The organism is Ruegeria sp. AD2(2025), assembly GCF_056542385.1.
The window spans coordinates 60,227-85,427 of record NZ_JBQFZS010000012.1; the positions used below are offsets into that span (position 1 = coordinate 60,227).

32 protein-coding genes are annotated in these 25,201 nt (G+C 62.5%); 19 read left to right on the forward strand and 13 right to left on the reverse strand.

The features are described 5' to 3' along the window. Position 1 precedes the first annotated feature (1 nt). The 6 genes from ACR1XV_RS19075 to ACR1XV_RS19100 form a co-directional block, all read right to left on the reverse strand. Complete coding sequence (locus ACR1XV_RS19075; RefSeq protein ID WP_480534261.1) at positions 2-625, reverse strand: trimeric intracellular cation channel family protein; 624 nt, start codon at positions 623-625, stop codon at positions 2-4. Beyond that, positions 622-1,089, reverse strand: a complete 468-nt coding sequence (gene rnhA / locus ACR1XV_RS19080) for a ribonuclease HI (RefSeq protein WP_480534263.1) — start codon at positions 1,087-1,089, stop codon at positions 622-624. Before rnhA ends, ACR1XV_RS19075 begins: the two co-directional genes overlap by 4 nt. Further along, on the reverse strand, positions 1,082-1,669 hold the full coding sequence (locus tag ACR1XV_RS19085; RefSeq protein ID WP_480534265.1) for a class I SAM-dependent methyltransferase: 588 nt from the start codon (positions 1,667-1,669) through the stop codon (positions 1,082-1,084). The genes rnhA and ACR1XV_RS19085 overlap by 8 nt, the downstream gene beginning before the upstream one ends. Further along, entirely contained in the window at positions 1,666-2,118 is a 453-nt protein-coding gene (locus ACR1XV_RS19090; RefSeq protein ID WP_480534267.1) for a DUF3429 domain-containing protein, read from the reverse strand. Before ACR1XV_RS19090 ends, ACR1XV_RS19085 begins: the two co-directional genes overlap by 4 nt. After that, complete coding sequence (gene ispH / locus ACR1XV_RS19095; protein ID WP_480534269.1) at positions 2,115-3,065, reverse strand: 4-hydroxy-3-methylbut-2-enyl diphosphate reductase; 951 nt, start codon at positions 3,063-3,065, stop codon at positions 2,115-2,117. Before ispH ends, ACR1XV_RS19090 begins: the two co-directional genes overlap by 4 nt. A gap of 207 nt (positions 3,066-3,272) precedes the next feature. Further along, positions 3,273-3,848 (reverse strand): LabA-like NYN domain-containing protein, encoded by a 576-nt coding sequence (locus ACR1XV_RS19100; RefSeq protein WP_170686665.1) that lies wholly within the window; start codon positions 3,846-3,848, stop codon positions 3,273-3,275. A gap of 148 nt (positions 3,849-3,996) precedes the next feature. Between ACR1XV_RS19100 and folK the strand changes: the two genes are divergently transcribed. From folK to ACR1XV_RS19160, 12 genes are all read left to right on the forward strand, one after another. Next, positions 3,997-4,554, forward strand: a complete 558-nt coding sequence (gene folK, locus ACR1XV_RS19105; protein WP_480534271.1) for a 2-amino-4-hydroxy-6-hydroxymethyldihydropteridine diphosphokinase — start codon at positions 3,997-3,999, stop codon at positions 4,552-4,554. A gap of 94 nt (positions 4,555-4,648) precedes the next feature. Further along, positions 4,649-5,002, forward strand: a complete 354-nt coding sequence (rpoZ, locus tag ACR1XV_RS19110) for a DNA-directed RNA polymerase subunit omega (protein WP_010437681.1) — start codon at positions 4,649-4,651, stop codon at positions 5,000-5,002. A gap of 26 nt (positions 5,003-5,028) precedes the next feature. Then, positions 5,029-7,161 carry a RelA/SpoT family protein gene (locus tag ACR1XV_RS19115; protein ID WP_480534273.1) on the forward strand — a complete coding sequence of 711 codons (2,133 nt, stop codon included), beginning with the start codon at positions 5,029-5,031 and terminating at the stop codon, positions 7,159-7,161. Between the two features lie 16 nt (positions 7,162-7,177). Beyond that, positions 7,178-7,876, forward strand: coding sequence for a DUF2062 domain-containing protein (locus ACR1XV_RS19120; RefSeq protein ID WP_480534275.1), 699 nt, complete (start codon positions 7,178-7,180; stop codon positions 7,874-7,876). Further along, a complete protein-coding gene (locus ACR1XV_RS19125) occupies positions 7,869-8,624 on the forward strand; it encodes a pyridoxine 5'-phosphate synthase (RefSeq protein WP_480534277.1) in 756 nt (251 codons plus the stop codon). The genes ACR1XV_RS19120 and ACR1XV_RS19125 overlap by 8 nt, the downstream gene beginning before the upstream one ends. Before the next feature lie 17 nt (positions 8,625-8,641). After that, a complete protein-coding gene (locus tag ACR1XV_RS19130; RefSeq protein WP_480534279.1) occupies positions 8,642-9,103 on the forward strand; it encodes an ABZJ_00895 family protein in 462 nt (153 codons plus the stop codon). Further along, on the forward strand, positions 9,100-9,519 hold the full coding sequence (gene acpS / locus ACR1XV_RS19135) for a holo-ACP synthase (RefSeq protein WP_480534280.1): 420 nt from the start codon (positions 9,100-9,102) through the stop codon (positions 9,517-9,519). The genes ACR1XV_RS19130 and acpS overlap by 4 nt, the downstream gene beginning before the upstream one ends. A 57-nt stretch (positions 9,520-9,576) precedes the next feature. Further along, on the forward strand, positions 9,577-10,413 hold the full coding sequence (lepB, locus tag ACR1XV_RS19140) for a signal peptidase I (protein WP_480534282.1): 837 nt from the start codon (positions 9,577-9,579) through the stop codon (positions 10,411-10,413). Next, positions 10,410-11,090: a ribonuclease III gene (gene rnc, locus ACR1XV_RS19145; protein WP_480534283.1), complete on the forward strand. Its 681-nt coding sequence runs from the start codon at positions 10,410-10,412 to the stop codon at positions 11,088-11,090. The genes lepB and rnc overlap by 4 nt, the downstream gene beginning before the upstream one ends. Positions 11,091-11,312: 222 nt before the next feature. Continuing rightward, positions 11,313-12,221 carry a GTPase Era gene (gene era, locus ACR1XV_RS19150; protein WP_480534285.1) on the forward strand — a complete coding sequence of 303 codons (909 nt, stop codon included), beginning with the start codon at positions 11,313-11,315 and terminating at the stop codon, positions 12,219-12,221. A gap of 55 nt (positions 12,222-12,276) precedes the next feature. Then, the gene (locus ACR1XV_RS19155; RefSeq protein ID WP_480534287.1) at positions 12,277-12,606 is read left to right on the forward strand and encodes a DUF1491 family protein; all 330 of its coding nucleotides are present in this window, start codon (positions 12,277-12,279) and stop codon (positions 12,604-12,606) included. Positions 12,607-12,695: 89 nt separating this feature from the next. Then, a complete protein-coding gene (locus ACR1XV_RS19160; protein WP_480534289.1) occupies positions 12,696-13,019 on the forward strand; it encodes a SemiSWEET transporter in 324 nt (107 codons plus the stop codon). Between the two features lie 16 nt (positions 13,020-13,035). Here ACR1XV_RS19160 and ACR1XV_RS19165 read toward each other — a convergent pair whose 3' ends face one another. Continuing rightward, positions 13,036-13,341, reverse strand: coding sequence for a hypothetical protein (locus ACR1XV_RS19165; RefSeq protein ID WP_480534291.1), 306 nt, complete (start codon positions 13,339-13,341; stop codon positions 13,036-13,038). A gap of 126 nt (positions 13,342-13,467) precedes the next feature. Between ACR1XV_RS19165 and recO the strand changes: the two genes are divergently transcribed. Next, positions 13,468-14,193 (forward strand): DNA repair protein RecO, encoded by a 726-nt coding sequence (gene recO, locus ACR1XV_RS19170; protein ID WP_480534293.1) that lies wholly within the window; start codon positions 13,468-13,470, stop codon positions 14,191-14,193. Here recO and ACR1XV_RS19175 read toward each other — a convergent pair. From ACR1XV_RS19175 to ACR1XV_RS19185, 3 genes are all read right to left on the reverse strand, one after another. Then, positions 14,177-14,569, reverse strand: coding sequence for an META domain-containing protein (locus ACR1XV_RS19175; protein WP_480534344.1), 393 nt, complete (start codon positions 14,567-14,569; stop codon positions 14,177-14,179). The genes recO and ACR1XV_RS19175 overlap by 17 nt on opposite strands. Positions 14,570-14,579: 10 nt before the next feature. Beyond that, positions 14,580-15,122 carry a hypothetical protein gene (locus tag ACR1XV_RS19180; RefSeq protein WP_480534295.1) on the reverse strand — a complete coding sequence of 181 codons (543 nt, stop codon included), beginning with the start codon at positions 15,120-15,122 and terminating at the stop codon, positions 14,580-14,582. A 211-nt stretch (positions 15,123-15,333) separates the two neighbouring features. After that, positions 15,334-17,025, reverse strand: coding sequence for an acyl-CoA dehydrogenase family protein (locus ACR1XV_RS19185; RefSeq protein WP_480534297.1), 1,692 nt, complete (start codon positions 17,023-17,025; stop codon positions 15,334-15,336). A gap of 144 nt (positions 17,026-17,169) precedes the next feature. On the opposite strand from ACR1XV_RS19185, the gene ACR1XV_RS19190 reads away from it, so the two are divergent. Next, on the forward strand, positions 17,170-17,934 hold the full coding sequence (locus ACR1XV_RS19190) for a sulfite exporter TauE/SafE family protein (protein WP_480534299.1): 765 nt from the start codon (positions 17,170-17,172) through the stop codon (positions 17,932-17,934). On the opposite strand, the gene ACR1XV_RS19195 is transcribed toward ACR1XV_RS19190, so the two are convergent. The 3 genes from ACR1XV_RS19195 to ACR1XV_RS19205 form a co-directional block, all read right to left on the reverse strand. Beyond that, a complete protein-coding gene (locus ACR1XV_RS19195; protein WP_480534301.1) occupies positions 17,931-18,473 on the reverse strand; it encodes a hypothetical protein in 543 nt (180 codons plus the stop codon). The genes ACR1XV_RS19190 and ACR1XV_RS19195 overlap by 4 nt on opposite strands. 33 nt (positions 18,474-18,506) lie before the next feature. Beyond that, positions 18,507-18,797, reverse strand: coding sequence for a hypothetical protein (locus ACR1XV_RS19200; RefSeq protein WP_480534303.1), 291 nt, complete (start codon positions 18,795-18,797; stop codon positions 18,507-18,509). A 271-nt stretch (positions 18,798-19,068) separates the two neighbouring features. After that, positions 19,069-20,667 carry a phosphoenolpyruvate carboxykinase gene (locus ACR1XV_RS19205; protein ID WP_480534305.1) on the reverse strand — a complete coding sequence of 533 codons (1,599 nt, stop codon included), beginning with the start codon at positions 20,665-20,667 and terminating at the stop codon, positions 19,069-19,071. Positions 20,668-21,012: 345 nt separating this feature from the next. On the opposite strand from ACR1XV_RS19205, the gene ACR1XV_RS19210 reads away from it, so the two are divergent. The 5 genes from ACR1XV_RS19210 to ACR1XV_RS19230 are packed head-to-tail and all read left to right on the forward strand — an operon-like array spanning position 21,013 to position 25,200. After that, the gene (locus ACR1XV_RS19210) at positions 21,013-21,717 is read left to right on the forward strand and encodes a response regulator transcription factor (protein WP_480534307.1); all 705 of its coding nucleotides are present in this window, start codon (positions 21,013-21,015) and stop codon (positions 21,715-21,717) included. Between the two features lie 32 nt (positions 21,718-21,749). After that, a complete protein-coding gene (locus tag ACR1XV_RS19215; RefSeq protein WP_480534309.1) occupies positions 21,750-23,459 on the forward strand; it encodes an ATP-binding protein in 1,710 nt (569 codons plus the stop codon). Between the two features lie 51 nt (positions 23,460-23,510). Next, positions 23,511-23,933, forward strand: coding sequence for an HPr kinase/phosphorylase (locus tag ACR1XV_RS19220; protein WP_480534311.1), 423 nt, complete (start codon positions 23,511-23,513; stop codon positions 23,931-23,933). Next, a complete protein-coding gene (rapZ, locus tag ACR1XV_RS19225; protein ID WP_480534313.1) occupies positions 23,918-24,811 on the forward strand; it encodes an RNase adapter RapZ in 894 nt (297 codons plus the stop codon). Before ACR1XV_RS19220 ends, rapZ begins: the two co-directional genes overlap by 16 nt. After that, on the forward strand, positions 24,808-25,200 hold the full coding sequence (locus ACR1XV_RS19230) for a PTS sugar transporter subunit IIA (protein ID WP_480534315.1): 393 nt from the start codon (positions 24,808-24,810) through the stop codon (positions 25,198-25,200). Before rapZ ends, ACR1XV_RS19230 begins: the two co-directional genes overlap by 4 nt. Position 25,201 lies beyond the last annotated feature (1 nt).

The window sequence follows — 25,201 nt, forward strand, 5'->3', positions numbered from 1 at the left end:
CCTAGCTGCGCGGCGGCCGTGCCTTGTAGACCGGCAAGCGCCAGCCAAACAGCAGCGACCCGGCCCGCAGCGCCCAGCAGACAAGGGCGCATAGTGCCAGCGCCGGCAGGGTTTCAAGCCCCAGACGCAGGCACAGCACCGCCGTCAGCGCCCCGGCCAGCGCGCATGAGACGTAAAGCTCGCCCTGTTTCAGTACCAAGGGGACCTCGTTGCAGACCACGTCGCGCATCAGCCCGCCCAGACAGCCGGTGTTGATGCCCATCAGGACGACGATCAGCCCCGACTGCCCCATCGACAGCGCCGCCGCCGTGCCCGCGGCCACGGCGATTGACAGGGCGAAACTGTCCAGCCAAATCAGCAGGTTATAGCGGCTCTCGACCAGATGGGCGGTGAAAAAGACCAGGATCGCCGCGCCGCAGGCGATCAGGATGTAATCGGGCTGGCCAACCCAGAAGACCGGATGCCGGTCCAGCAGCAGGTCGCGCACGGTGCCGCCGCCCACCGCCGTCAGACAGGCGATAAAGGCAAAGCCGATCAGGTCCAGCTGCGCCCGGCTGGCCACCAGCGCCCCGGTCAGCGCAAACACAAAAACCGAGGCATAGTCCAGCATCGCCAGCCCGCTCATGATCCGGCCTTGTCCGGCTTGAACGGGGCCATGCCTGCGCGCGCCAGTTCGTCGGCGCGTTCGTTTTCGGGGTGGCCTGCATGGCCCTTGACCCATTCCCAGGTCACATCATGCCGCTGCGCTGCCTCGTCCAGCCGCTGCCACAGATCGACATTCTTGACGGGCTTCTTGTTCGAGGTCTTCCAGCCATTCCGCTTCCAGCCGAAAATCCAGCCCGTCACGCCGTTCTTCACATAGGCACTGTCGGTCACGATGGTCAGTTTCGAGGACCGCTCCAGTGTCTCTAGCGCACTGATCGCGGCCAGCAATTCCATCCGGTTGTTGGTGGTTTCCGCCTCGCCGCCGCTCAGCTCGCGCTCTTTCAGGACAGTCTCGCCATCCATCGCGCGCAACAGCACGCCCCAGCCGCCGGGGCCGGGATTGCCGGAACAAGCTCCGTCGGTATAGGCAAAAAGATCAGGCATGGGCAAACACCAGAATGAACCCGTCATATGACCCGGCCAGACCTTTGCCCACCCCTTTGACGCTGCGGTCGATGGTGAACCCGGCCTCTGCCAGCGCGGCCTCAATCTCGGCCTCCGAGTAATAGGTATAGGATCGATCGATGCCGTCGCGGTGCTCGCCCGTGCCCAGCTTCATACCAAGGAACAGTTGACCACCGGGTTTCAGCGCCGCGTGGATCGCGCCCAGATGGCGCGGAAAATCGGCGCGGGGGGCGTGCAGCAGGGAAAAGCTGGCATAGATGCCGTCATATTCAGCCACTTCCGTGACATTATCGAAGGTCCCCAGATGCGCATCCACGCCGTTCTCGCGCGCATGGTCCACAAAGGCAGGTGTGGCGTCCAGCGCCCGCACCTTCAACCCCTGCCGCATCAGAAACGCGCTGTCCGATCCCGGCCCCGAGCCCAGATCCAGCACATACCCACCCGCGCCAACGGCGTCGGCAAAAGCCTGCCGCGCCTCAAGCTGTTCAGGGGGCAGGGGAATTTTCAGATAGTCAGCCACGCGCGCCGTATAGGCGTCGATCGTTCGTTCGTCACTCACAGGTAAACTCCTACCGCAAGACAGGCCAAGACCACGCAGGTCAGCAAGATGCGCAGGCGCATCCACCAGACCGGGGTCAGCCGCCAGTACGAGAACAGCGCATCCAGCACGAGTAACCCGGCGAACCCGTACATCAGATTCGTCCCGGCACCGACTGGCCCGCCACCGGTCATGAAAAACGCCCACAGCGCGGGCAGCACCGACAGCGCGTAACAGGTTGCCGCCTTGCTGCCCGAGGTTTTGGTGGCAAAACCCCACAACACGCCCGACATAAAGCTCAGGATGACCGAGCCATAGAACAACTGGATATACGGCCCCACGAACCGCGACCCCAGTTCCTGCCGGCCCCAATCGTTCAGATCACCGCTCAGATAGGTCAGCGCGCCCCAGACAAACGGGATCAGCCCGGCCAGCCCCAGAAACAGCGGCGCGCGGGGGATGCCGCTCATGCCGGTTGCCGCAGGACGCGGGGCACTTTGAATTCGACGTTTTCCACGGCGGTCTCGACCAGTTCGACGGTCACATCGTAATGGTCGCGGAAGGCGTCGATCACCTCGTTCACCAGCACCTCGGGGGCCGAGGCCCCGGCAGTGATGGCAACACTGGAAATGCCCTCCAGCGCGCGCCAGTCGATCTCGGTCGCGCGCTGCACCAGTTGCGCGTAATTGCAGCCCGCGCGCGCGGCTACCTCGACCAGACGGCGCGAGTTGGACGAGTTCGGCGCGCCCACCACCAGCAGCGCGTCGGATTTCGGCGCAACCGCCTTTACCGCCTCTTGCCGGTTGGTGGTGGCATAACAGATGTCTTCCTTGTGCGGCCCGACGATCGCAGGGAACCGCGCCTCGAGCGCCGCAATAATGTCCTTGGTGTCATCCACCGACAGGGTGGTCTGGGTGACAAAGGCCAGCTTTTCGGGGTCCCGCACCGCGACCTCGGCCACATCCTCGACTGTTTCGACCAGCAGAACCTCGCCCTCGGGCAGTTGCCCCATGGTGCCGACGGTTTCCGGGTGGCCCTTATGACCGATCATGATCATCTGCAGCCCCGCATCCGCATGGCGCTGCGCCTCGACATGCACCTTCGAGACCAGAGGGCAGGTCGCATCCACATAGATCATCTCGCGCCGCGCCGCCGTGGCGGGCACCGATTTCGGCACGCCATGCGCCGAAAAGATCACCGGGCGGTCGTCGGGGCATTCATCCAGTTCCTCGACAAACACCGCGCCCTTGGCGCGCAGCCCGTCGACGACGAATTTGTTATGCACGATTTCATGGCGCACATAGACCGGCGCGCCCCATTTCTGCAGCGCCATTTCCACGATCTTGATGGCGCGGTCCACTCCGGCACAGAATCCGCGCGGGGCGGCCAGATATAATGTCAGCGGCGGCTTGGTCATTCGGCGATCTCCTGGACCGAACACCTAGGTCTTTTCATCGCCATGGTCCAGACAGCAGGGCGTCATTTCCCTGACATGAATCACTGTTAGCCAAGGGCTGTTTTCAGCACCTATTCCTTTTCAAAGCAGCACGGCCAGGGCTTTCGGGCCCTGGCCGTGCATATCCTTACGATGACCCCGTTTGATGTACGGCGGGGTCAGGCGATATCAGTGTCCGCCCGCCGCCGCGACGCTGCGCGGCTCGGCCGGCATTTCGCGCGGGGGGCGCCCGATCACGTCGCGCAGGTCCTCAAGCTCGATGAAGTTGTCGGCCTGACGGCGCAGCTCGTCCGAGATCATCGGCGGCTGGCTGCGGATGGTCGAAACGACCGAAACCCGCACGCCCTGCCGTTGCAGGCTGGCAATCAGCGGGCGGAAATCCCCATCGCCCGAGAACAGCACGATATGATCAACGCGCGGTGCCAGTTCCATGGCATCGACGGTCAGTTCGATATCCATATTTCCTTTGACTTTCCGACGCCCCATGCTGTCGGTGTATTCCTTGGCCGGTTTGGTGACCATGGTGAAGCCGTTGTAATGCAGCCAGTCCACCAGCGGTCTGATCGGCGAATACTCGTCGTTTTCCAGTAGCGCTGTATAGTAGAAAGCTCTAAGCAGTTTGCCTCTGCGCATGAATTCCTGGCGCAGCAACTTGTAGTCGATGTCAAACCCCAGTGCTTTGGCGGCTGCATAAAGATTCGAGCCGTCGATGAACAGCGCTAGCCGTTCGTCTTTGTAAAACATAAAAATGGTCCTTCCGGTATACGCCACCGCACCGTGAGTTCCGTGAGCGAATAATATGGTCAGTGCAATGGTGTGCTTAAAATAGGTCTTTTGGTCTTTATCGCAAGCATTCTCTGACCTGCATATGGGGGTAATATTGGACAAATTCATGTCAGAAGCGGTCATCGCGCTGGGTGCAAATCTCAGTCTGAGAGGAAACGGACCCAAGGTGACACTTCAACGCGCGCTGGCCGCGATGGCCGAGTCCGGCCTTGTGATTCGCGCTGCAAGCCGGTTTTTTGCGACCCCGTGCTTTCCGGCAGGGGCAGGGCCGGACTATGTCAATGCTGCGGTTTTGATCGAGACCGACCGCACCCCCCAGCAGGTTCTTGAGCTGCTGCACCGCATCGAACATGACTTTGGCCGCGCCCGGGCGCAGCGCTGGGGGATGCGCACGCTGGATCTGGATCTGGTCTGCTGGGGCGACCGGGTTCTGCCCGATCCGGCGGAATATCGGCGCTGGCTGACCCTGCCGCCCGAAGATCAGATCAAATCCGCGCCCGACCAGCTGATCCTGCCCCATCCCCGCCTGCAGGACCGTGCCTTCGTGCTTGTGCCAATGGCCGATGTTGCGCCTGACTGGTCCCATCCGGTGCTGGGGCAGACCGTGGCGCAGATGGTGGCTGCGCTGCAGCCCGAAGATGTGGCGGCGGTCACGCCTCTGTGATCCTCGCATTTGCGGCATTTCCTGCTTGTCAAGGCGGGGATTCGCGCTTAGATAAACCCCTTCCTGCCACGGATTCATTTACGGAGAGCGCCCAATGGCCCGCGTTACGGTCGAAGATTGTGTAGACAAGGTCCCGAACCGGTTCGAACTGGTGATGCTTGCCGCCCACCGGGCGCGCGAGATTTCCGCCGGTGGCCCGATCACCGTCGACCGCGATAACGACAAGAACCCGGTCGTCTCGCTGCGCGAAATCGCCGATGAGACCCAGAGCGCGGATGAACTGCGCGAGCGTCTGATCGAGGCCAACCAGACCCAGATCGAGGTGGACGAGCCCGAAGAGGATCAGATGGCGCTGCTGATGGGCGCGGAATCCGACAAGCCCGCCGATGACGATATGTCCGAAGAAAAGCTCCTGCGCGCTCTGATGGAGGCTCAGGGCCAGGGGTAAAGCCCAGACACGAAGGTGCGGACCGGATGATTTCAGCAGAAGACCTGATTGCGCTGGTCCGCAACTACAATCCCAAGACAAATGCCGACCGCATCGCCCAGGCCTACAAGTTTGGGAAAAAGATGCACAAGGGGCAGTTCCGCCATTCCGGCGAGCCCTATTTTACCCATCCCGTTGCCGTTGCCGCCATCCTGACCGAACAGCGTCTGGATGATGCCACCATCATCACCGCCCTGCTGCACGACACGATTGAGGATACCAAGGCCAATTACAGCAAGGTCTCGGACTTGTTCGGGGACGAGGTCGCCCGGCTGGTCGATGGCGTCACCAAGCTGACCAACCTGCAACTGTCCAGCCGCGAAACCAAGCAGGCCGAAAACTTTCGCAAGCTGTTCATGGCCATGTCCAAGGACTTGCGGGTTATCTTGGTCAAACTGGCCGACCGTCTGCACAACATGCGCACCATCAAGGCGATGCGCCCCGAAAAGCAGGTGCAGAAGGCGCGCGAGACCATGGATATCTACGCTCCGCTTGCGGGCCGCATGGGGATGCAATGGATGCGCGAGGAACTGGAAGACCTCGCCTTCCGCGTGCTGAACCCCGAAGGCCGCCAGTCGATCATCCGTCGTTTCATCACCCTGCAGCGCGAAACCGGCGATGTGATCCATCGCATCACCGGCGACATGCGCCTTGAACTGGACAAGGTCGGGATCGAGGCCGAGGTCTTTGGCCGCGCCAAGAAACCCTATTCGATCTGGCGCAAGATGCAGGCCAAGGATCAGGGTTTTTCACGCCTCTCGGACATCTACGGTTTCCGCATCATCACGCAGACCGAGGAAGACTGCTACCGGACGCTGGGTGCGATCCACCAGCGCTGGCGCGCGGTGCCGGGGCGGTTCAAGGACTATATCTCGCAACCCAAATCCAACGGCTATCGCTCGATCCACACCACCGTCTCGGGGCGCGACGGCAAACGGGTCGAGGTTCAGATCCGCACCCGCCAGATGCATGACGTGGCCGAAACCGGCGTTGCGGCGCATTGGTCCTATCGCGATGGTGTGCGCTCGGAAAACCCCTTTGCGGTGGACCCCGCCAAGTGGATATCCAATCTGACCGAACAGTTCGACAGCGAAGAGGATCACGAAGATTTCCTCGAAGCGGTCAAGCTGGAAATGTATTCCGACCAGGTGTTCTGCTTCACGCCCACCGGCGATGTGGTGAAACTGCCGCGCGGCGCGACGCCGCTGGATTTCGCCTATGCGATCCACACCCGGATCGGCCATGCCTGTGTCGGGGCCAAGGTGGACGCCATCCGGGTGCCGCTGTGGACGCGGCTGAAAAACGGCCAGTCGGTCGAGATCATCACCGCCGACGGCCAGATGCCGCAGGTCTCGTGGCTGGAGATTGCGGTCACCGGCAAGGCCCGCACCGCCATCCGCCGCGCCCTGCGCGAGGTCGACCGCGAGCGGTTCATCAAGCTGGGCAAGGAACTGGCCCGCGCGGGGTTCGAAAATCTGGGTCGTAAAGCCACCGACAAGGCGCTGGACACCGCCGCCAAACACCTGCGTCTGAAGGACCGCCACGAATTGCTGGCCCGTCTGGGCAGCGCCGAGCTGACCGCCCATGACGTGGTCGAGGCCGTCTATCCCGAACTGGCCCGCGACGAAGGCGACGCGATCTCGCCCCGTCGTGCGGTGATCGGGCTTGAGCCGGGCCAGAAGTTCGACCGCGCCCCCTGCTGCCAGCCGCTGCCGGGGGAACGCATCGTCGGCATCACCTATCGCGGTCAGGGCGTGGTGGTCCACGCCATCGACTGCGACCGCCTGTCGGAGTTTGAGGATCAGCCCGAACGCTGGGTCGATCTGCACTGGCATTCGGGCACGCACCCGGCGGTCTACGGGGCCTCGCTGGACCTGACCATCGGCAATGACGCCGGGGTGCTGGGGCGGATTTGCACATTGATCGGCGAGAAAAAGGCCAATATCTCGAACCTGCAATTTGTCGACCGCAAACCGGATTTTTACCGGCTGATGATCAATGTCGAACTGCGCGACCTCGAACAGCTGCATTCGCTGATGCTGACGCTCGAGGCCGAAAGCGATGTCGCCGCGGTCGAACGGTACCGCGAAAGCGTGAAAACCGCCGCCACGGCCGGCTGAGAAAGGGTGAGGACGAGTGGTTTTCAAGCGCCGAGATCGCCGCTCAGCCGTTCAAGTCGCGTCCGAGTTCGTCTATCCGCGCGGGGGCTGGACCCGCGCCTTTCACTACGTCAAACACCGCGTCCGGCGTCTGCCTGACAGTCCCGAACGCATCGCGCGGGGCATTGGCGCGGGTGTGTTTGCCTCGTTTACCCCGTTTTACGGCCTTCATTTTCTGGTTGCCGCCGTTCTGGCCCGGTTGCTGAACGGCAACATACTGGCCGCGCTATCCGGCACCTTCTTCGGCAACCCTCTGACCTACGTCCCCATCGGTGTCGTCAGCCTGCAGACCGGGCATTTCATTCTGGGCACCCGCTTTCGCAAGCATGACACCCACGGGTTGATGGGCAAGTTCGCCGACGCGATGGGGGATCTGAAAGACAATTGCATCGCCATCTTCACCGGGCGCGAGGCCGACTGGCACGGGCTCAGCCGGTTCTATGACGATGTGTTCTTTCCCTACATGGTCGGCGGGGTCATCCCGGGCATCGTTGCGGGGGCGATCTGCGGCTATCTCAGCCTGCCGCTGATCCGCACCTATCAGCAGCGCCGCCGCGCCAAGATCAAGGCGAAGTTTGAACAAATCAAACGTCTTGCGCAGGCAGAGGCTGACGTTCCGGCGACAAAACCACTAGGCTCGGCCCAAGGGACAATGAAGGATTCGAACGATGTCTGACAACCACCTGCGTCTGGGCGTGAATATCGACCACGTGGCCACCATCCGCAACGCGCGCGGCGGGGCCTACCCCGACCCGATCCGCGCCGCCAAACTGGCCGAAGAGGCCGGGGCCGACGGCATCACCGCCCACCTGCGCGAAGACCGCCGCCATATTCTGGACGCCGATATCGAAGGTCTGATGGAGGCGCTGACGGTGCCGCTCAACTTCGAGATGGCCGCCACGCCCGAAATGCAGCAGATCGCGCTGCGCCACAAGCCGCACGCCGTCTGCATCGTCCCCGAAAAGCGCGAGGAACGCACCACCGAAGGCGGGCTCGAAGTCGCGCGCGAGGAAAACAAGCTGGCCCATTTCATTGCCCCTTTGCGCGAGGCCGGTTGCCGTGTGTCGATCTTCATCGCCGCCGATCGCCGGCAGATCGACGCCGCCCACCGCATCGGGGCCGAGGTGATCGAATTGCACACCGGCGCCTATTGCGATTTCCACGCCGAAGGCAAACCGGACGAGGCCGCCCGCGAACTGGACGCCCTGCGCGAGATGTCCGCCTATGCCCATTCGCTGGGTCTGGAAGTCCACGCAGGCCACGGCCTGACCTATGACACCGTGCAGCCGATCGCCGCCTTCCCCGAAGTGCGCGAGCTCAACATCGGCCACTTCCTGATCGGCGAGGCCATCTTCCGCGGCCTCACCCCCGCCGTTCACGAAATGCGCCGCCTGATGGATGCGGCGCGGGCGGCTGTGGCTTGACTAATAAGGGTAGAGCTTTGAAAACGAATAGTTTGTGGCACTATAGCGTCTGGCTTGTCGCAATCAGGTTTCTGTTGCCTCTTGCGATAGTCATTTTGCTCGAGTTGACCGGAATAAATCTCGTGAATGTGGGAATACCCTATATCTCGGCGATCCTTGCGGCCACTATTGCGGGCTGTCGCGCAGCGCGCGTTCTGGAGCGTATGCCGGACTTGCGGTCGCTCTTGGGATTTGCCTGTGGGGCAACCCTGATTTTCTTCATCGTGAATGCCGCCGCATATTTCATTCTTGCGATAAGCCTCATCGGGCCGGTCCAGATGCTTGATTTGATTGAGTGGCACTATGGTGGCCATATGGCTAATCTGATGCTGTCGCTGACCGTCTTTGCGTTTGTTGCAAACAGCCTCCTGTTCTGGCTCGCAGCAAAGGTCGAGCTCAGGGCCATGACCAGACGTCGGTACAAAGAACAAGCGCTATGATCCTCGGCATCGGCACAGACCTCGCCAACATCGACCGCATTCAGGGTACGCTCGACCGGTTCGGCGACCGGTTCCGCAACCGTGTCTTCACCGAAACCGAACAGCGCAAGGCAGAACGGCGCGCGGATACCGCTGGCACCTATGCCAAACGCTGGGCCGCGAAAGAGGCCTGTTCCAAAGCTCTGGGCACCGGCCTGCGCATGGGCATCGCGTGGAAGGATATGGCGGTGACCAACCTGCGCACAGGCCAGCCAGTGATGCATGTCTCGGGCTGGGCGGCGGAACGTCTGAAGGAAATGACCCCGGAAGGCCACGAGGCGATCATCCACGTCACCCTGACCGATGATCACCCCTGGGCGCAGGCCTTTGTGGTGATCGAGGCGCGCCCCCTTCACGAACCGCCCGCCCGGCCTTGACTAACCCCGCCGCGCCCCGCATGTAGCACCCCAACAAATCAAGGACCGGAGAGCAGTATGGCCGAGGACGCCAAATCAGGAAACGCCATCTGGGAGACGATCAAAACCATCGTCTACGCCCTTCTGATCGCGGGCGTTTTCCGCACCCTGTTCTTTCAGCCGTTCTGGATTCCCTCGGGCTCGATGAAGCAGACGCTGCTGATCGGGGATTTCCTGTTCGTCAACAAGATGACCTACGGCTATTCCTACGCCTCGTGCCCCAACCTGATCATCCCCAGCGTCGGCCTGAACATCGATGCACAGGATCTCTGCGGCTGGATCAAGGGCGACAACACCCGCATTCTGGGCGGCGAACCCGAGCGCGGCGATGTCATCGTCTTCCGTCACCCGGTCACGGGTCGCGATTATATCAAACGCCTGATCGGCCTGCCGGGCGACAGCATCCAGATCCGGCAGGGCCAGATCATCCTGAACGGCACACCGGTGCCGCAGCAGCCCGATGGCGTCTTCACCGAACTTGCCGAGCCACAAGGCCCGCAAGGCCTGCGCCCGCGCTGTTCCAACGGCCCGGTGGGCTTTGGCGGCGAATGCGAAAAGACCCGCCTGATCGAAACCCTACCCAACGGCGTGTCTTATGACGTGCTGAACATCGGCCCTCAGGGCTCGGACAATACCGGTGTCTATACGGTGCCCGAGGGCCATTACTTCTTTATGGGTGATAACCGCGACAACTCGGCCGACAGCCGCCTGCCGCAATCCGCCGGCGGTGTGGGCTATGTCCCCTACGAAGACCTGATCGGCCGCGCCGACCGCATCATGTTCTCGTCCGCAGGCCGGTCGATGCTGTTCTTCTGGACCTGGCGCGGCGATCGCTTCTTCAAGGCGGTCAATTGAAGCTGTCGGCCGAGATAAAGGCGTTCCAGCAGCGGCTGGGGTATGAATTCTCCAACCCCGAACTGCTGCTGCGCGCGCTGACGCACGGCTCTGTCTCTTCGCCCACGCGGCCAGACAATCAGCGGCTGGAATTTCTGGGCGACCGGGTGCTGGGCCTTGTCATGGCCACGGCGTTGCTCGAAGCCGACAAGACCGCCTCCGAAGGCCAGCTTGCCCCCCGCTTCAACGCGCTGGTCCGCAAGGAGGCCTGCGCCGATGTCGCCCGCCAGATCGACCTGGGTGCGGTGCTGAAACTGGGGCGCTCCGAAATGTTGTCCGGTGGCCGCCGCAAACAGGCCCTGCTGGGCGACGCGATGGAGGCCGTCATCGCCGCCATCTACCGCGACGCCGGGTTCGAGGCCGCCCGCGACGTCATCCTCGCCCTCTGGGGCGACCGCATCCACACGGTCGAGGCCGACGCGCGCGACGCCAAAACCGCGCTGCAGGAATGGGCACAGGCCCGCGGCCAGAAACCGCCCTCATATATCGAGGTCAAACGCACCGGCCCCGACCACGCCCCCATCTTCACCATCGCCGCCCGCCTGCAGGACGGCACCGAGGCGCAGGCCACTGCAGGCTCCAAACGCCAGGCCGAACAATCCGCCGCCAAAACCCTGCTCTCCACCCTCCCCAAATAACCCCATCCTGCGCCCTCCGCGGCGATCCCCAGCTTCATCTGGCCATAAATATCCCGGGGGGTTTGGGGGCCGGCCCCCCAATTAGGACGAGCGGTTTGGGGGGCTGGCCCCCCAATTAGAACGAGCGGTTTGGGAGGCTGGCCCAACCGATCAACAAATCCTCTGGCCCGCCCGCCCATTCTGCGATAGGGGTGCGCACCTGCAACCAGGAACGCATTACCCATGACCACACGTGCCGGATTCATCGCCCTGATCGGAGAGCCCAACGCAGGCAAATCCACCCTTCTGAACCGCATGGTCGGGGCCAAGGTCTCGATCGTGACGCACAAGGTCCAGACCACCCGCGCCCGCATCCGCGGCGTGGCGATGGAGGGCGACGCGCAACTGGTCTTTGTGGATACACCCGGCCTTTTCAAACCCCGCCGCCGTCTGGACCGCGCTATGGTTGCCGCCGCATGGGGCGGCGCGGCGGATGCGGATGTGGTTGTCCTGATGGTCGAGGCCCATCGCGGCATCACCGAAGGGGTCGAACGCATCCTTGAAGGTCTGGAAGAAATCGGGCAGGGCCGCACCATCGCGCTGGCAATCAACAAGATCGACAAGGTGCCCTCGGAAAAACTGCTGGCGCTGACCAGCGACCTGAACGCGCGCTATCCTTTTGCCGAAACCTTCATGATCTCGGCCGAAAAAGGCCATGGCGTCGACGACCTGCGCAAATGGCTGGCGTCAAAGCTGCCCGAAGGCCCGTGGCTCTATCCCGAAGACCAGATCGCCGACCTGCCGATGCGCATGATCGCCGCCGAAATGACGCGCGAGAAACTGACCCTGCGCCTGCACCAGGAACTGCCCTATCAACTGACCGTCGAGACCGAAAACTGGGAAGAGCGCAAGGACGGCTCGGCCAAGATCGATCAGGTCATTTATGTCATGCGCGACGGCCACAAGGGTATCGTGCTGGGCAAGCGGGGCGAGACCATCAAGGCCGTCAGCCAGGCCGCACGGGCGGAACTGGAAGAATTCCTCGACCGCAAGATTCACCTGTTCCTGCAGGTCAAAGTCCGGCCCAACTGGCTGGAGGAATCCGAGCGCTATTCGGAAATGGGCCTCGATTTCAAAGACGGCAACGCCTGATGCGGGCCAAGAATTTTCGACGAAAATTCTCGGGCTCTGCGGGCCGGGCGGTACGATGACCCGGCTGACGGCAGAGTTCTGGGTTCACGCCTATCTGGCGCGGCTGCGGTTGCAGGACATCCCGGGTTTTGTCGTGAGCCATGGCGATGACACCGCCGGCGCGGTGCTGGTCAAGCTCAACACGCTGGACGGGCAGGCCACCGCCTTCCAGCGCAGCTTTGACCTGATGAGCGGCGACCGCAAATGGGTGGAACTGTCTGCCGGACCCGAGGCTGATGTCGACGAAGCAATCCAGCGCCAGCGCAGCTTTGATCCTGACCTCTGGGTGATCGAGGTCGAAGACCGTCAGGGCCGCCACCTGCTGGGCGAAGACGGTCTGGACTGACGCTTGGGTCTTGGACATGCGGGCCAAACCGACTAATTTGGCACCGATCCGGCAGCCAGCCGATCGAACAGGGCAAGGAGGGCGCTCGCGTGGCTGAAACGCTTGCTGAGAAACTGGAAAAGTCAAATCTCGGCCACTGGATGCAGCGGTTCGAGGGCTTCATGGTCTTCATCGGCGTCGTCGGCCCCTTCGCCACGCTGCCGCAACTGATCAAGCTGTATTTCACCCATTCCCAACACGCCACCGGCCAGTCGCTGTTGTCGTGGTCGCTCTATGCGGCGCTGTCGTTTCTGTGGTTCGCCTATGGGCTGGTGGTCGGCAAGCTGCCGATCTATGTGGGCAACGGCATCTCGATGGTGCTGAACCTGCTGATGGTAGCCGGCATCCTGATCCACGCGGGCCTGACGTTCTGAGCCGGGGAACAGGCCCTCACCAGCCGTTGCTTCTGGTGGTCACGTCATGCCCCGTGGCGCTCAGCGTATCCCCGCCAAACGCTTTCACTTTTGGCGCGAAGGCCTGAAAATAGGGCTGCGCCTGCACATGCGCCAGCGTTTCGGCGCTGTCCCAGCGACCCCAGTGGAACCGGGTGACGCCATCATCCGCCACCGCGACCTGATAGGTAAACTTCCCCGCCGCCTCGGGATCGCTGTCGATGGCCGCGATGAATGCGTCGACCGCAGCCTGCCACTCGGCCTCATCCCCGTCATAGCGATAGGTGATTGTAATCCCGCGCATCATGTCAGCTCCCTGTTTAACATTTGTGTTAATTAAAGCGCGTACCCCCGTCCGTCAAGCTTTCCCGGGTTGCGGTTACCCCCACAGCCGGGTCAAGCTAAGCGCAGTAACCCCGCACGAGGCCCCATGGACTGGCGAGATCACGGCATCCTTCTGACCGCCCGCCGCCACGGCGAAACGGCAGCGATCATCGAGGTCTTTACCGAGGCCCACGGTCGCCATGCGGGTGTCGTGCGCGGCGGCACCAGCCGCAAGATCGCCCCCATCCTGCAACCCGGCGCGCAGCTGGACGTGCTCTGGCGCGCGCGGCTCGAGGAACATCTGGGCACCTTTCAGGTCGAACCCCTGCGATCGCGCGCTGCGGCGGCGTTTTCGGGGCGGCTGGCGCTGGCCGGGCTGAACGCGGTGGTGGCGCTTTTGTCCTTCTGCCTGCCCGAACGCGAACCCCACCCGGCGATCTACAAGCAGACCGAACAGCTGATGGACCTGCTGGGGCAAGATGAGGTCTGGCCGCTGGCCTATCTGCGCTGGGAACTGGCGCTGCTCGAGGAACTGGGCTTTGGCCTCGATCTCACGGCCTGTGCCGTGACCGGTGCGACCGAGGGGTTGGTCTATGTCTCACCCAAGACGGGTCGCGCGGTCAGTGCGGCGGGGGCGGGCGAGTGGGCCGACAAGCTGCTGCCGCTGCCGCCATGCCTGCGCGGGCAGGGGGACGCGCCCGATGATGGCATCGCCGAGGCCCTGCGCACCACCGGTTATTTCATGGAAAACCACGTCGCCCCGGCGCTGGGCCACACCCCGCTGCCCGAGGCCCGCGCGCGGTTCATCACGCAGTTCACTCGGCGGCTTTGAACACCATCTCGTGCCCGTCCTCATTGCGCAGGATCAGCACGTCGCCCGACACCTCGGACTGGGTCATCGCCATCAGCGCCGCGAAATAGAAGCCCTCGGCTTCGAGCCCGGCACAGGCGGCGCGGGTGGCGGCCAGATCGGTGACCTCGAACCACGGGTAGGGCGCGTTGAGCGTGCCGTTATAGCTGTTGCAGGGGGCATTGCCCTCGATCCGGCCCTCTTCGGGGAACCGCAGCAGGGCGCTGGCCTCAAAGGGCTGGCCGTCGATTTCCTGCAGCACCCATGTCTGATCCGCCGCGCCATAGGCGGCAACGGTTTCGTCCTTTTGGCACTGAAACAGGGCCACCAGCGGCAACATCAGGATCAGACGCATCATCGCAAAGGCCTCAATAAGGGTTAACACCGCTGATCAGCTCGGCCCGTACCTCGCTGCGGGGCCGCCAGTTATAGCGGGTATCCTCGCGCACCTCGTCCCAGAACAACACACCGCTGTTGCGCCACGGGTCCAGAATGATGCCGTCATACATCGAATCCCCCTTGGCGCTGATCAGCGCCGAATGGTGTATGATCCGGAACGCGGTCGGCGGCGAGGTGGCCCAGTGCAAATCCAGCGTCTTGAAATCCTCTTGCCGCAGCCGCGCGGTCATCGCCTGCGCCCAGTCATTGCACAGACCCTTCTCGCGGAAGCCGTTGATGATCTTGGCGTTGTGAATGATCGCCGGGTCGGTGACGTTCCAGTCGGTCTTGAGCTGGCTGGAATAGGCATAGGAAATCTCGGCCGCGCGCCGGGCCTCGGCCGGGTCCACCTCGGGGCTGAGGTCGCGGATGGCCTGCGCCAGGTCCTCGACATCGCTCGGCCCTGTTGCGGGGGCCATGGCACATCCGGCCAGCGCCAGACAGCAGGCCAGAATCAGGGGGATGATTTTCACGCTTGGATCTCCTTGCGTCCGCACGGTCGGGTTGCTGCCCTTTACCCGATTCCCGCCGCCGATCCGAGGGCGAAGTTTGGCGCCGCGCTGCGGCAAAACAGGATTGTACAAAACGGAAGATCGGGGCCCCCGCGCATGTACAAAACGGACAAAAAAAGAAAACCCGGCGCTTGGGCCGGGTTCAGTTGGGGAAACCGCGACGGGCCGGGATTTATCCCAGCACCCGCCGCGCGATGACTTGCGCCTGAATTTCAGCCGCACCTTCAAAGATGTTCAGAATCCGCGCGTCACACAGCACACGGCTGATCTTGTATTCCAGCGCGAACCCGTTGCCGCCATGGATTTGCAATCCGTTATCGGCGGCGGCCCACGCCACCCGCGCGCCCAGCAGCTTGGCCATCCCGGCCTCAAGGTCGCAGCGCTGGCCGTGGTCTTTTTCCCATGCAGAATAATAGGTTAGCTGCCGCGCGATCATGATTTCGACCGCCATCATCGCCAGCTTGCCCGAGACACGCGGGAAGTTGATCAGAGACTTGCCGAACTGTTTGCGGTCCTGCGCATATTGCATGGCGATGTCCAGCGCGCTCTGCGCCACGCCGATGGCGCGGGCGGCGGTCTGGATGCGGGCAGACTCGAAGGTTTCCATCAACTGCTTGAAACCTTTACCTTCTTCGCCGCCCAGCAGGTTTTCACCCTTCACTTCGAACCCGTCAAAACCCAGCTCGTACTCCTTCATGCCGCGGTACCCAAGCACCTCAATCTCACCCCCGGTCATGCCCGGAGTGGGGAAGGGATCGTCATCGGTTCCGGGTGTCTTTTCGGCCAGAAACATCGACAAGCCGCGGTGGTCGGTACTGTTGGGATCGGTGCGCGCCAGCAGGGTCATCACATGGGTGCGCGCGGCGTGGGTGATCCATGTTTTATTGCCTGTTATCTGATAGTTACCATCTTCATCCTTGACGGCGCGCGTGCGCAGACTGCCCAGATCGGACCCGGTGTTCGGCTCGGTAAATACCGCTGTCGGCAGGATTTCCGCGCTGGCCAGTTTCGGCAGCCAGTTGGCTTTTTGCGCGTCCGTGCCGCCCGCGATGATCAGCTCGGCGGCGATCTCGGACCGGGTGCCCAGCGAGCCCACGCCGATATAGCCGCGCGACAGTTCCTCGGACACCACGCACATCGAGGCTTTGGACAGGCCAAACCCGCCGAACTCTTCGGGAATGGTCAGGCCAAAGACACCCATTTCTGCAAGCTCGTCAATGACTTCAATCGGGATCAGCTCGTCCTTGAGGTGCCAGTCATGGGCATGGGGTTCGACCTTCTCCTGCGCATAGCGGCGGAACTGGTCGCGGATCATCTCAAGCTCCTCGTCCAGACCCGAGGCGCCGAACATGGTGGCACCGGACTGGTCCTGCATCAGCGCGACCAGACGGGTGCGCGCGGCCTGCGAATTGGCCTGCGCCATCAGGGTCTGCACTTCGCTGCATTGGAACCCCGACAGGGCGTCCCAGCCAAGGCCAAGGTCCTGCAAACGCACGGTTTCTCCTTGGTTCATCGGGATGCCGCCAGCGATCTGGTGCAGGTATTCACCAAAGGCGATCTGGTGCAGCAACTGCTCCATCTCGCCGAATTTTCCATCCTTCTCAAGCGCTTCAGCCCAGCGTTGCATCTGTTGCAGCGACTGGTGATAGGTCGCCAGCCAGGCCAGACCATGCGCTGCGGTCTGATGCGTCTCGATCAGCGCGCCCGAAATCCGCCCCTGATCTGTCACCATCGCACGCACTGACTCGCGCGCCTTGTCAAAAACCGCCTCAACCCCCGGCAGGGCCGCTGCGGTGAGTGTCAGAAGGTCGGGCAAAACCGCTGACTGCGTCATGTTCGTCATATCCTGTCCGTCATGGGCCATGAATCACGTCCTCTGCTGGGTTGTCTGGTGATATCATGCTGCACGTGCAGCGCAACAAAAATACACAAAATGACCCAGAAAAGTTCAAAAATTACGGAAACACTTTTGCGATGCAGAAAAATACCGGGGTGATATGTAGGGCCGATGGGATTGTTTTCGCTGATGTCACCACAGGAATTCTACCTGGCTCTGGCCGTTGCCTTCGTGGCGGGCTGGGTCAAGGGGATGGTGGGGTTTGCCATGCCGATGGTGCTGGTCTCGGGCCTCAGCATGATGCTGCCGCCCGAACTGGCGCTGGCTGGTCTGATCCTGCCCACGCTGGTGACCAACGGGGTGCAGGCCCTGCGCGAAGGGGTGCCTGCCGCGATGAGCTCGGTGCGCAAGTTCCGGGTGTTCTTGGGCGTGGGGCTGGTCTGCCTGTTGGCCAGCGCACAGTTGATCAACCTGTTGTCACCAAAAGCGTTTCTGTTGATTCTGGGCGTGCCTATTTCGGCCTTTGCCCTGATGCAGTTGTTGGGGTTCAAGCTGACGCTGCGCGAAGCGTCGGTGCGGGTTGAGGCCACGGTGGGTGCCGTGGCCGGAACGATTGGCGGTATCTCGGGCGTGTGGGGGCCGCCGACCGTCGCCTATCTGACGGCGCTGAACACGCCCAAGAAGGACCAGATGCGAGTGCAGGGGGTGATCTACGGGCTGGGCGCTGTGGCGCTGGCGGTGGCCCATCTGGGCTCGGGCATTTTACGGGCCGAGACGGCGGTGTTTTCGGCGCTGCTGATTGTTCCGGCGCTGGCGGGGATGCGTGTGGGGCAATTGCTGCAGGACCGCATCGATCAGGCGCAGTTCCGCAAGCTGACGCTGCTGGTGCTGCTGGTGGCCGGGTTGAACCTGCTGCGGCGGGGGCTGCTGGGTTAGTCGCGCCGCTCGGCCAGGCGGAAGGCGAAATGCAGGCCCAGCATCAGGAAAAACAGTCCCGAGATATCTCCGATCAGATAGGCGACATATTCCACGGTGGCGCTGCCGAACACCATGTTGGTCAGGCCCGAAACCATGAAGGACGTGACGATGCCGACCCCCATGATGCACAGCCAGCAGGGGCTGCGGTCGGCGCGAGGGAACAGGTCCCAGCCCAGTGCCTTGCAGGCGTAGAACACCGCCGGAACCGTGGTGACGGCGATGGTGATGGCCAGCAACCGGCTGGGCAGGAACACATCCCAGCCCGCGATCATGGCGAAGACGATGAAGACACCCGGAAGCAGGGCAAAGATCGCGCGCCATCCCAGCAGCCAAGCCGACAGCACGCGCACCCCATGGGGCAGAAACAGCAGGCTGGCCCGGCTGGGATATTCGGGAAAGAACACGTTTTGCAGGGGCATCAGCACTTCGAATGTCAGAAGCGACGCCGCGACATAGGCCAAAGAGGCATAGAATGTGTCAAAGGCCCATCTGCGCACGAGGGTCAGCCGTTTCCCGTCAGAAGGTGAACATCACCTGGGCGCATGAACCACATAGCGACCCCGGTTGGCGCTGCCGCTTTGCGAAAGATAGCCCTTTTGCACCAGCGATTTCAGCGCGCGGAAAAAGGTCGGGCGCGAAACGCTCTGGACCAGCGTGTGCTCGATCAGGCCGAAGGTGCGCACCTCTTTGTCGGCTTTCGACAGCTCTTCGGCGGCATAGTAGATATCCCGCTCGACCGGAGACAGCTGCTCCAGCCCAAGGGTGCGTTCCATGCTCTGCATCAGCTTGCGCAACTCGGTGAGTTTTGAAATCTCGGTCATCATCTACCTGTTTTGCTCCGTGCCGGGCCGAGGTATCTCGAAGGGCCAAATCCCTTGCTGCACATCAATCCGACACCCATCCCCATGTGGATTCAATCGTTACTTGCACGGGCCACCCAAGGCGCAGATGTGAGTAGGGGCGCCGGGCTTTCCGTTGGTGGGATGGGATAGCTCAAACTGAGCGTTCTCGCAATGCACTTGTCCGGGCGCCTTAGGGTTCCGCTACGTAAGCTTTCCGGGGGACGAAGGCCGGACTGGCCCCCGAAAGTGGTCAGCCGATGGCGACGGCTTTGATGTCCTCGTCGATGAAGGGCAGGTATTGTTCGAAGTTTTCCGCGAACATCTGCACCAGCTTGTCGGCTTGCTTGTCAAAGGCGGCCTCGTCATCCCAGGTGCGGCGCGGGTCCAGCAGAACCTCGGCCACGCCGGGTACTGAAACGGGGACCTCGAAGCCGAAATTGGCGTCCTTGCGGAATTCGGCATCGGCCAACGACCCTTCGAGGGCAGCGGTCAGCAGCGCCCGTGTGGCCTTGATCGGCATCCGGCTGCCCACGCCATAGGGGCCGCCGGTCCAGCCGGTATTGACCAGCCAGCAGGTCACGCCATGCTGGGCGATCTTGTCGCGCAGCAGATTGCCATAGACCTCGGGGCGGCGCGGCATGAACGGCGCGCCGAAACAGGTCGAGAAGGTGGGCTGCGGTTCGGTAATGCCGCGCTCGGTCCCGGCCACTTTCGAGGTGAAGCCGGACAGGAAGTGATACATCGCCTGCGCCGGTGTCAGTCGCGCAATGGGCGGCAGCACGCTGAAGGCGTCGCAGGTCAGCATGATGATGTTCTTGGGGTGCCCGCCCATCGCCGATGTCGACGTGTTCGAGATATAGTGCAGCGGATAGGCACACCGCATGTTTGCGGTCAGCGAGTCATCGTCGAAATCCAGCTCTTTCGTCTCGGGATCGAAGACCATATTCTCGATCACCGTGCCGAATTTCGAGGTGGTGGCATAAATCTCGGGCTCGGCATCGGCGCTCAGGTTGATGGTCTTGGCATAGCAGCCGCCCTCGAAGTTGAAGGTGCCGCGATCCGACCATCCATGTTCGTCATCGCCGATCAGCACGCGCGCCGGATCAGCCGACAGCGTGGTCTTGCCGGTGCCGCTGAGGCCGAAGAACACCGCCGTGTCCACCGGGTTGCCGACCGCGTGGTTGGCCGAGCAATGCATCGGCATCACGCCTTTTTCCGGCAGCATGTAGTTCAGCAGCGAGAAAACGGATTTCTTGTTCTCGCCGGCATATTCGGTGCCGCCGATCAGGATCAGCTTGCGGTCGAAGTTCAGCGCGATCACCGTCCCGCTGCGGCAGTCATGCTTGGCCGGGTCGGCCTGAAAGCTGGGGCAGTTGATGACGGTGAAATCGGCGATGAAATCATCCAGATCCTCGCGCTCGGGGCGGCGCAGCATGTGGCGGATGAACAGGCTGTGCCAGGCCAGTTCCGTCACCAGCCGCACGTTGATTGCATGGCTGGGATCGGCCCCGCCGACCAGATCCTGTACGAAATAATCGCGGCCCTTCATATGGGCCAGCATGTCGTCGTACAACGCGTCGAACCCTTCGGGGCTCATGGCGGCGTTGTTTTCCCACCAGATGCTGTCGGCGACGCTGTCGGTCTTGACGACGTGCTTGTCCTTGGGCGACCGGCCGGTGAACTTGCCTGTGGTCACCAGCAGCGCGCCGCCATTGCCCAAGGTGCCTTCGCTGCGCTTCAGCGCCTGTTCGATCAGTGCCGGCTCGATCAGGTTGTAATAGACATGGCCCAGACCCTCGATGCCCTGATCCTCGAGGCGGAATTGCGGGTTAACCCGTCCAGATGTCATATGTGTCTTCTCCTGTGGTGGCGCGGTGGCTTGGATGCCGGGCGCCCTTGGGCCGGTGCCGGTACCAGCCCGGCGGTCGCGCGCCTCTTACCACGGTCGTTCGGGGCATGAACAGCAGGGTCGGGGCGAGTTAGCGCAACCACACCGAAGTTTAGCGCAATCAAAAGGATAGTGCTGAAAAGACAGGCCGTATTCGGTGAAACGATAGGGCTTTTTTGCCGCAACTGTGTGGCAACAATCTCACGAATTTCAGATACAGTTTGATTCGCGGCCTTAAAAAAGCCAAAAATACACTACTAATAAGCGGAATACCGCGTATGTGAGCAGGAACAAGGGGCCAACCCGATGTCAAAGATTGCACTGGTGGACGATGACAGAAACATTCTGACATCCGTGTCCATGACGCTCGAAGCTGAAGGGTTCGAGGTCGAAACCTATAATGATGGTCAGGCGGCGCTGGACGCCTTTAACAAGAAACTGCCGGACATGGCCGTTCTGGACATCAAGATGCCGCGCATGGATGGCATGGACCTGCTGCAGCGTCTGCGGCAGAAAACCCAGATGCCGGTAATTTTCCTGACCTCGAAAGACGATGAGATCGACGAGGTTCTGGGCCTGCGCATGGGGGCGGACGATTATGTCAAGAAGCCCTTCTCGCAACGTCTGCTGGTCGAACGCATCCGCGCGCTGCTGCGCCGTCAGGAAGCGGTCGACGGTGATGTCACCAATGCCACGACCGGCGATACCAAAGTGATGGAGCGTGGCGACCTGCGGATGGACCCGCTACGCCACGCGGTCAGCTGGAAGGGCAACGATGTCTCGCTGACCGTGACCGAATTTCTGCTACTGCAGGCGCTGGCGCAGCGTCCGGGTTTCGTCAAAAGCCGCGATCAGTTGATGGATGTGGCCTATGACGATCAGGTCTATGTGGATGACCGCACCATCGACAGCCATATCAAGCGTTTGCGCAAGAAGATGCGGGCCGCTGATCCCGAATTCTCGGCCATCGAAACGCTCTATGGTATCGGATATCGGTATAACGAAGAATAGGCGCGGCCGTTTTTAAGGGGCAAAGGGGTCTCGTGCGCGATACTGAACACGCCAATCAAGGGCGCGACGCGGACGTCGTTCTTGGGGATGACTGGGTCATTCCCCAGGACCCCGAGTCCGCCGAGCTGCGCGAGAAACGCTCGCGCCGCAACCTGTTCACGCTGCGCCATTCTCCGCTGGCGCGGCGGATCATAACTTTCAATCTGATTGCGCTGATTATCCTGGTGGCCGGGCTATTGTATCTGGACGACAGCCGCAAGGAACGCGTGCAGCAGACTGCGCGCAATCTGGTTGGCGATGCACAGCTTGTCAGCAATGTCTTCGAAACCCAGCTGCGCCAGCCCGCCCCCGGCGGCGCGGCGGTTCTGGACGTGCGCGACACGCTGTCGGGCCTCAGCCTGCCTGAAGGTGGCGAAGTCTTTGTCTATGACGGCACCGGCACCCTGATCGGGTGGACACGCGGCGCCTCGGCGGCGTCGGACCTGCCCGGCCTGTTGCGGCAAAACCTGGATGCATCGACCGGCAGCACCGTGATCAGCGACGCGCTGAACGCGGTCTGGAACGGTATCTCTGCCGTATTCAGTGGTGGCCCCGAAGGTGAGGCACCGACCCTTGCGCAACGGGTGCAGGAACTGATCCCGCGCGCGCTGGGCGGGGGTATGCAGGTGCAGACCGTTCAGGACGAGATGGGCCAGACTGTGATCGTCGCGGTGGCACCAATCTTGCTGGACGATGCGCCAGTGGGCGCGGTCGCTATGGCGGGCCCGGCGGGTGAGATCGACGCGCTGGCCCGCAAGGAACAGGAACGCATCCTGCAGATGTTCGTGGTGGCGCTGCTGGTTTCGATTGGCCTCAGCCTTGTGCTGGCGTCGACCATTGCCAACCCGCTGGCCGATCTGGCGGCAGCGGCCGAGATGGGCAAGGACCGCGGGGCTGGGGTCAATCCGGGGCGCATCCGTATTCCCGACCTCAGCGCGCGCCCCGACGAAATCGGTCGCCTCAGCCAGGCGCTGCGTGGCATGGTCACCGCGCTTTACAACCGCATCGACGCAAATGAGCAGTTCGCCGCAGATGTGGCGCATGAGATCAAGAACCCGCTGGCCAGCCTGCAATCCGCCGTTGGCACCATGCGTATGGTCAAGCGCGAGGATCAGCGCGAAAAGCTGCTGGGCGTGATCGAACATGACGTGCGGCGACTGGACCGTCTGGTCAGCGACATCTCGAACGCCTCGCGGTTGGACGCAGAGCTGGTCAAGGAAGAGGAACAGCCCTTCGACCTGCTGAACCTGCTGAACAATATCGGTCAGTATCTGGGCGAAGATGCGCGCTCGAAAGGTATCGACTATATCACCGACCTGCCGTCCGATCCGATCGTGGTCAACGGGCTCGAGGCACGTCTGGCGCAGGTTTTCGTCAACCTGATCACCAACGCGATCTCCTTTTGCGAAGACAAGGATGCGATCCGCGTCTGGGTTCGCCGCCGCGACAATCGCGTACTGGTCGTGGTCGAGGATACCGGCCCCGGCATCCCCGATCAGGCGCTGACAAAGATTTTCAAGCGCTTCTATTCGCAACGCCCCGACGAGCATTTCGGCAACAACTCGGGCCTTGGGCTTGCGATCTCGAAACAGATCGTCGAGGCCCATGGCGGCGTGATCTGGGCCGAAAACATCCGCCCGACCGAGGCCGACATCACCTCGGACCCGCTGGGTGCGCGGTTTGTGGTCGGGCTGCCCGTCTAGGTTATGGGCGAGGGGCTTTTCTCGGACATTGCTGATCAGGACAGGGCTTGCGTGCATGCCTCTTGCGTGACCGTGCAGGGGGCGGGCCTGTTGATCGTGGGCAAATCCGGGGCCGGGAAATCGGCCCTTGCGTTGCAGATGATGGCGCTGGGGGCGCAGTTGGTGGCGGATGACCGGGTTGAACTGACGGAGCAGGGCGCACAGGTCATGGCCGATGCGGTGTCGCCTTTGCGCGGGTTGATCGAGGCGCGCGGCATCGGCCTGTTGCGTGCCGATGCGGCCGGGCCGGTTCCGGTGACCTATGTGGTCGATCTGGACCAAAGCGAACCCGCCCGCCTGCCCGAGCCGCAGAACATTCGGCTGCTGAGGCAAACTGTTCCCTTGCTTCGCGCCGCCGCTGTGCCCAATTTACCCGCAGCCTTGATGCAACTTCTGAAAATGGGACGCGTGAGCCCGGAATGGCCGCATACATGACCGCGCAACGCCGCATCGTACTGGTAACGGGCCCGTCGGGTGCGGGCCGGTCAACCGCGATCCACGTGCTCGAAGACCTTGGCTTCGAGGCCATCGACAACCTGCCCATGGGTCTGCTGTCGCGCCTGCTGGACAGCTCCGAGCCCGGCAGCCCGATGGCGCTGGGCATCGACGCCCGCAACCGCGATTTTTCCACCATCGGCTTCATCGAACTGGCGTCGAAACTGGGCCGGATGGAGCAGGTCGATCTGACCACGCTCTATCTGGATTGCCGCGACGAGGTGCTGCTGCGCCGCTTCTCGGAAACCCGCCGCCGTCACCCGGTCGCCGCCGATGCCAGCCCGGAAACGGGGATCGTGCAGGAAAAGGAACTGCTGGCCCCCATCCGCGAGATCGCAGACACCCTGATCGACACCAGCGCCCTGAACGTCCACCAGCTGCGCGAAGAGGTCGAGCGCTGGTTCGCCCCCCGCGAAGGGCGGCATCTGGCGGTGTCGATCGAATCCTTTTCCTATAAACGCGGCCTGCCGCGCGGTCTGGACATGGTGTTTGACTGCCGCTTTCTGGCCAATCCCTACTGGCGCCCCGAATTGCGCGAGGCCGATGGTCGAAATGCTGATGTGGCAGCCTATGTTCAGGCAGATATGAACTACGACGCCTTCTTTGACCGTGTCGTCGACCTGCTGATCGAACTGCTCCCGGCATTCCGAGCCGAGGGCAAGGCGCATCTGTCGGTGGCCTTCGGCTGCACCGGGGGCCAGCACCGCTCGGTCGCGTTGGCGGAAGCGGTTGCAAAGGCCCTTGCAGAAGCGGGCCAGCAGGTGTCAATTAGGCACCGCGAAATGGAGCGTCGTTCGTTGAATGTGAGGCCGGGTTGATCGGGATCGTAATCGTTGCACATGGCGGGTTGGCACAGGAATACCTGGCCGCCACGCAGCATGTCGTGGGCCAGCAGCCCGGGCTGGTGGCCGTCCCGATCGAGGCCGATCACGATCGCGAGGAAAAACAGGCCGATATCTGCCGCGCCGCCGATTCCGTCGATCAGGGCGACGGTGTCGTGGTGGTGACCGATCTGTTCGGCGGCAGCCCGTCGAATCTCAGCCTGCGCGCCTGCGCCCCGCAGGACCGGCGAATCCTTTACGGGGCAAACCTGCCGATGCTGATCAAACTGGCCAAAAGCCGCCACCTGCCGCTGGCCGAGGCCGTGCGTCTGGCGCTCGAGGCCGGACGCAAATACATCAACGCCCAAAATGTGACGCTGGATTGAG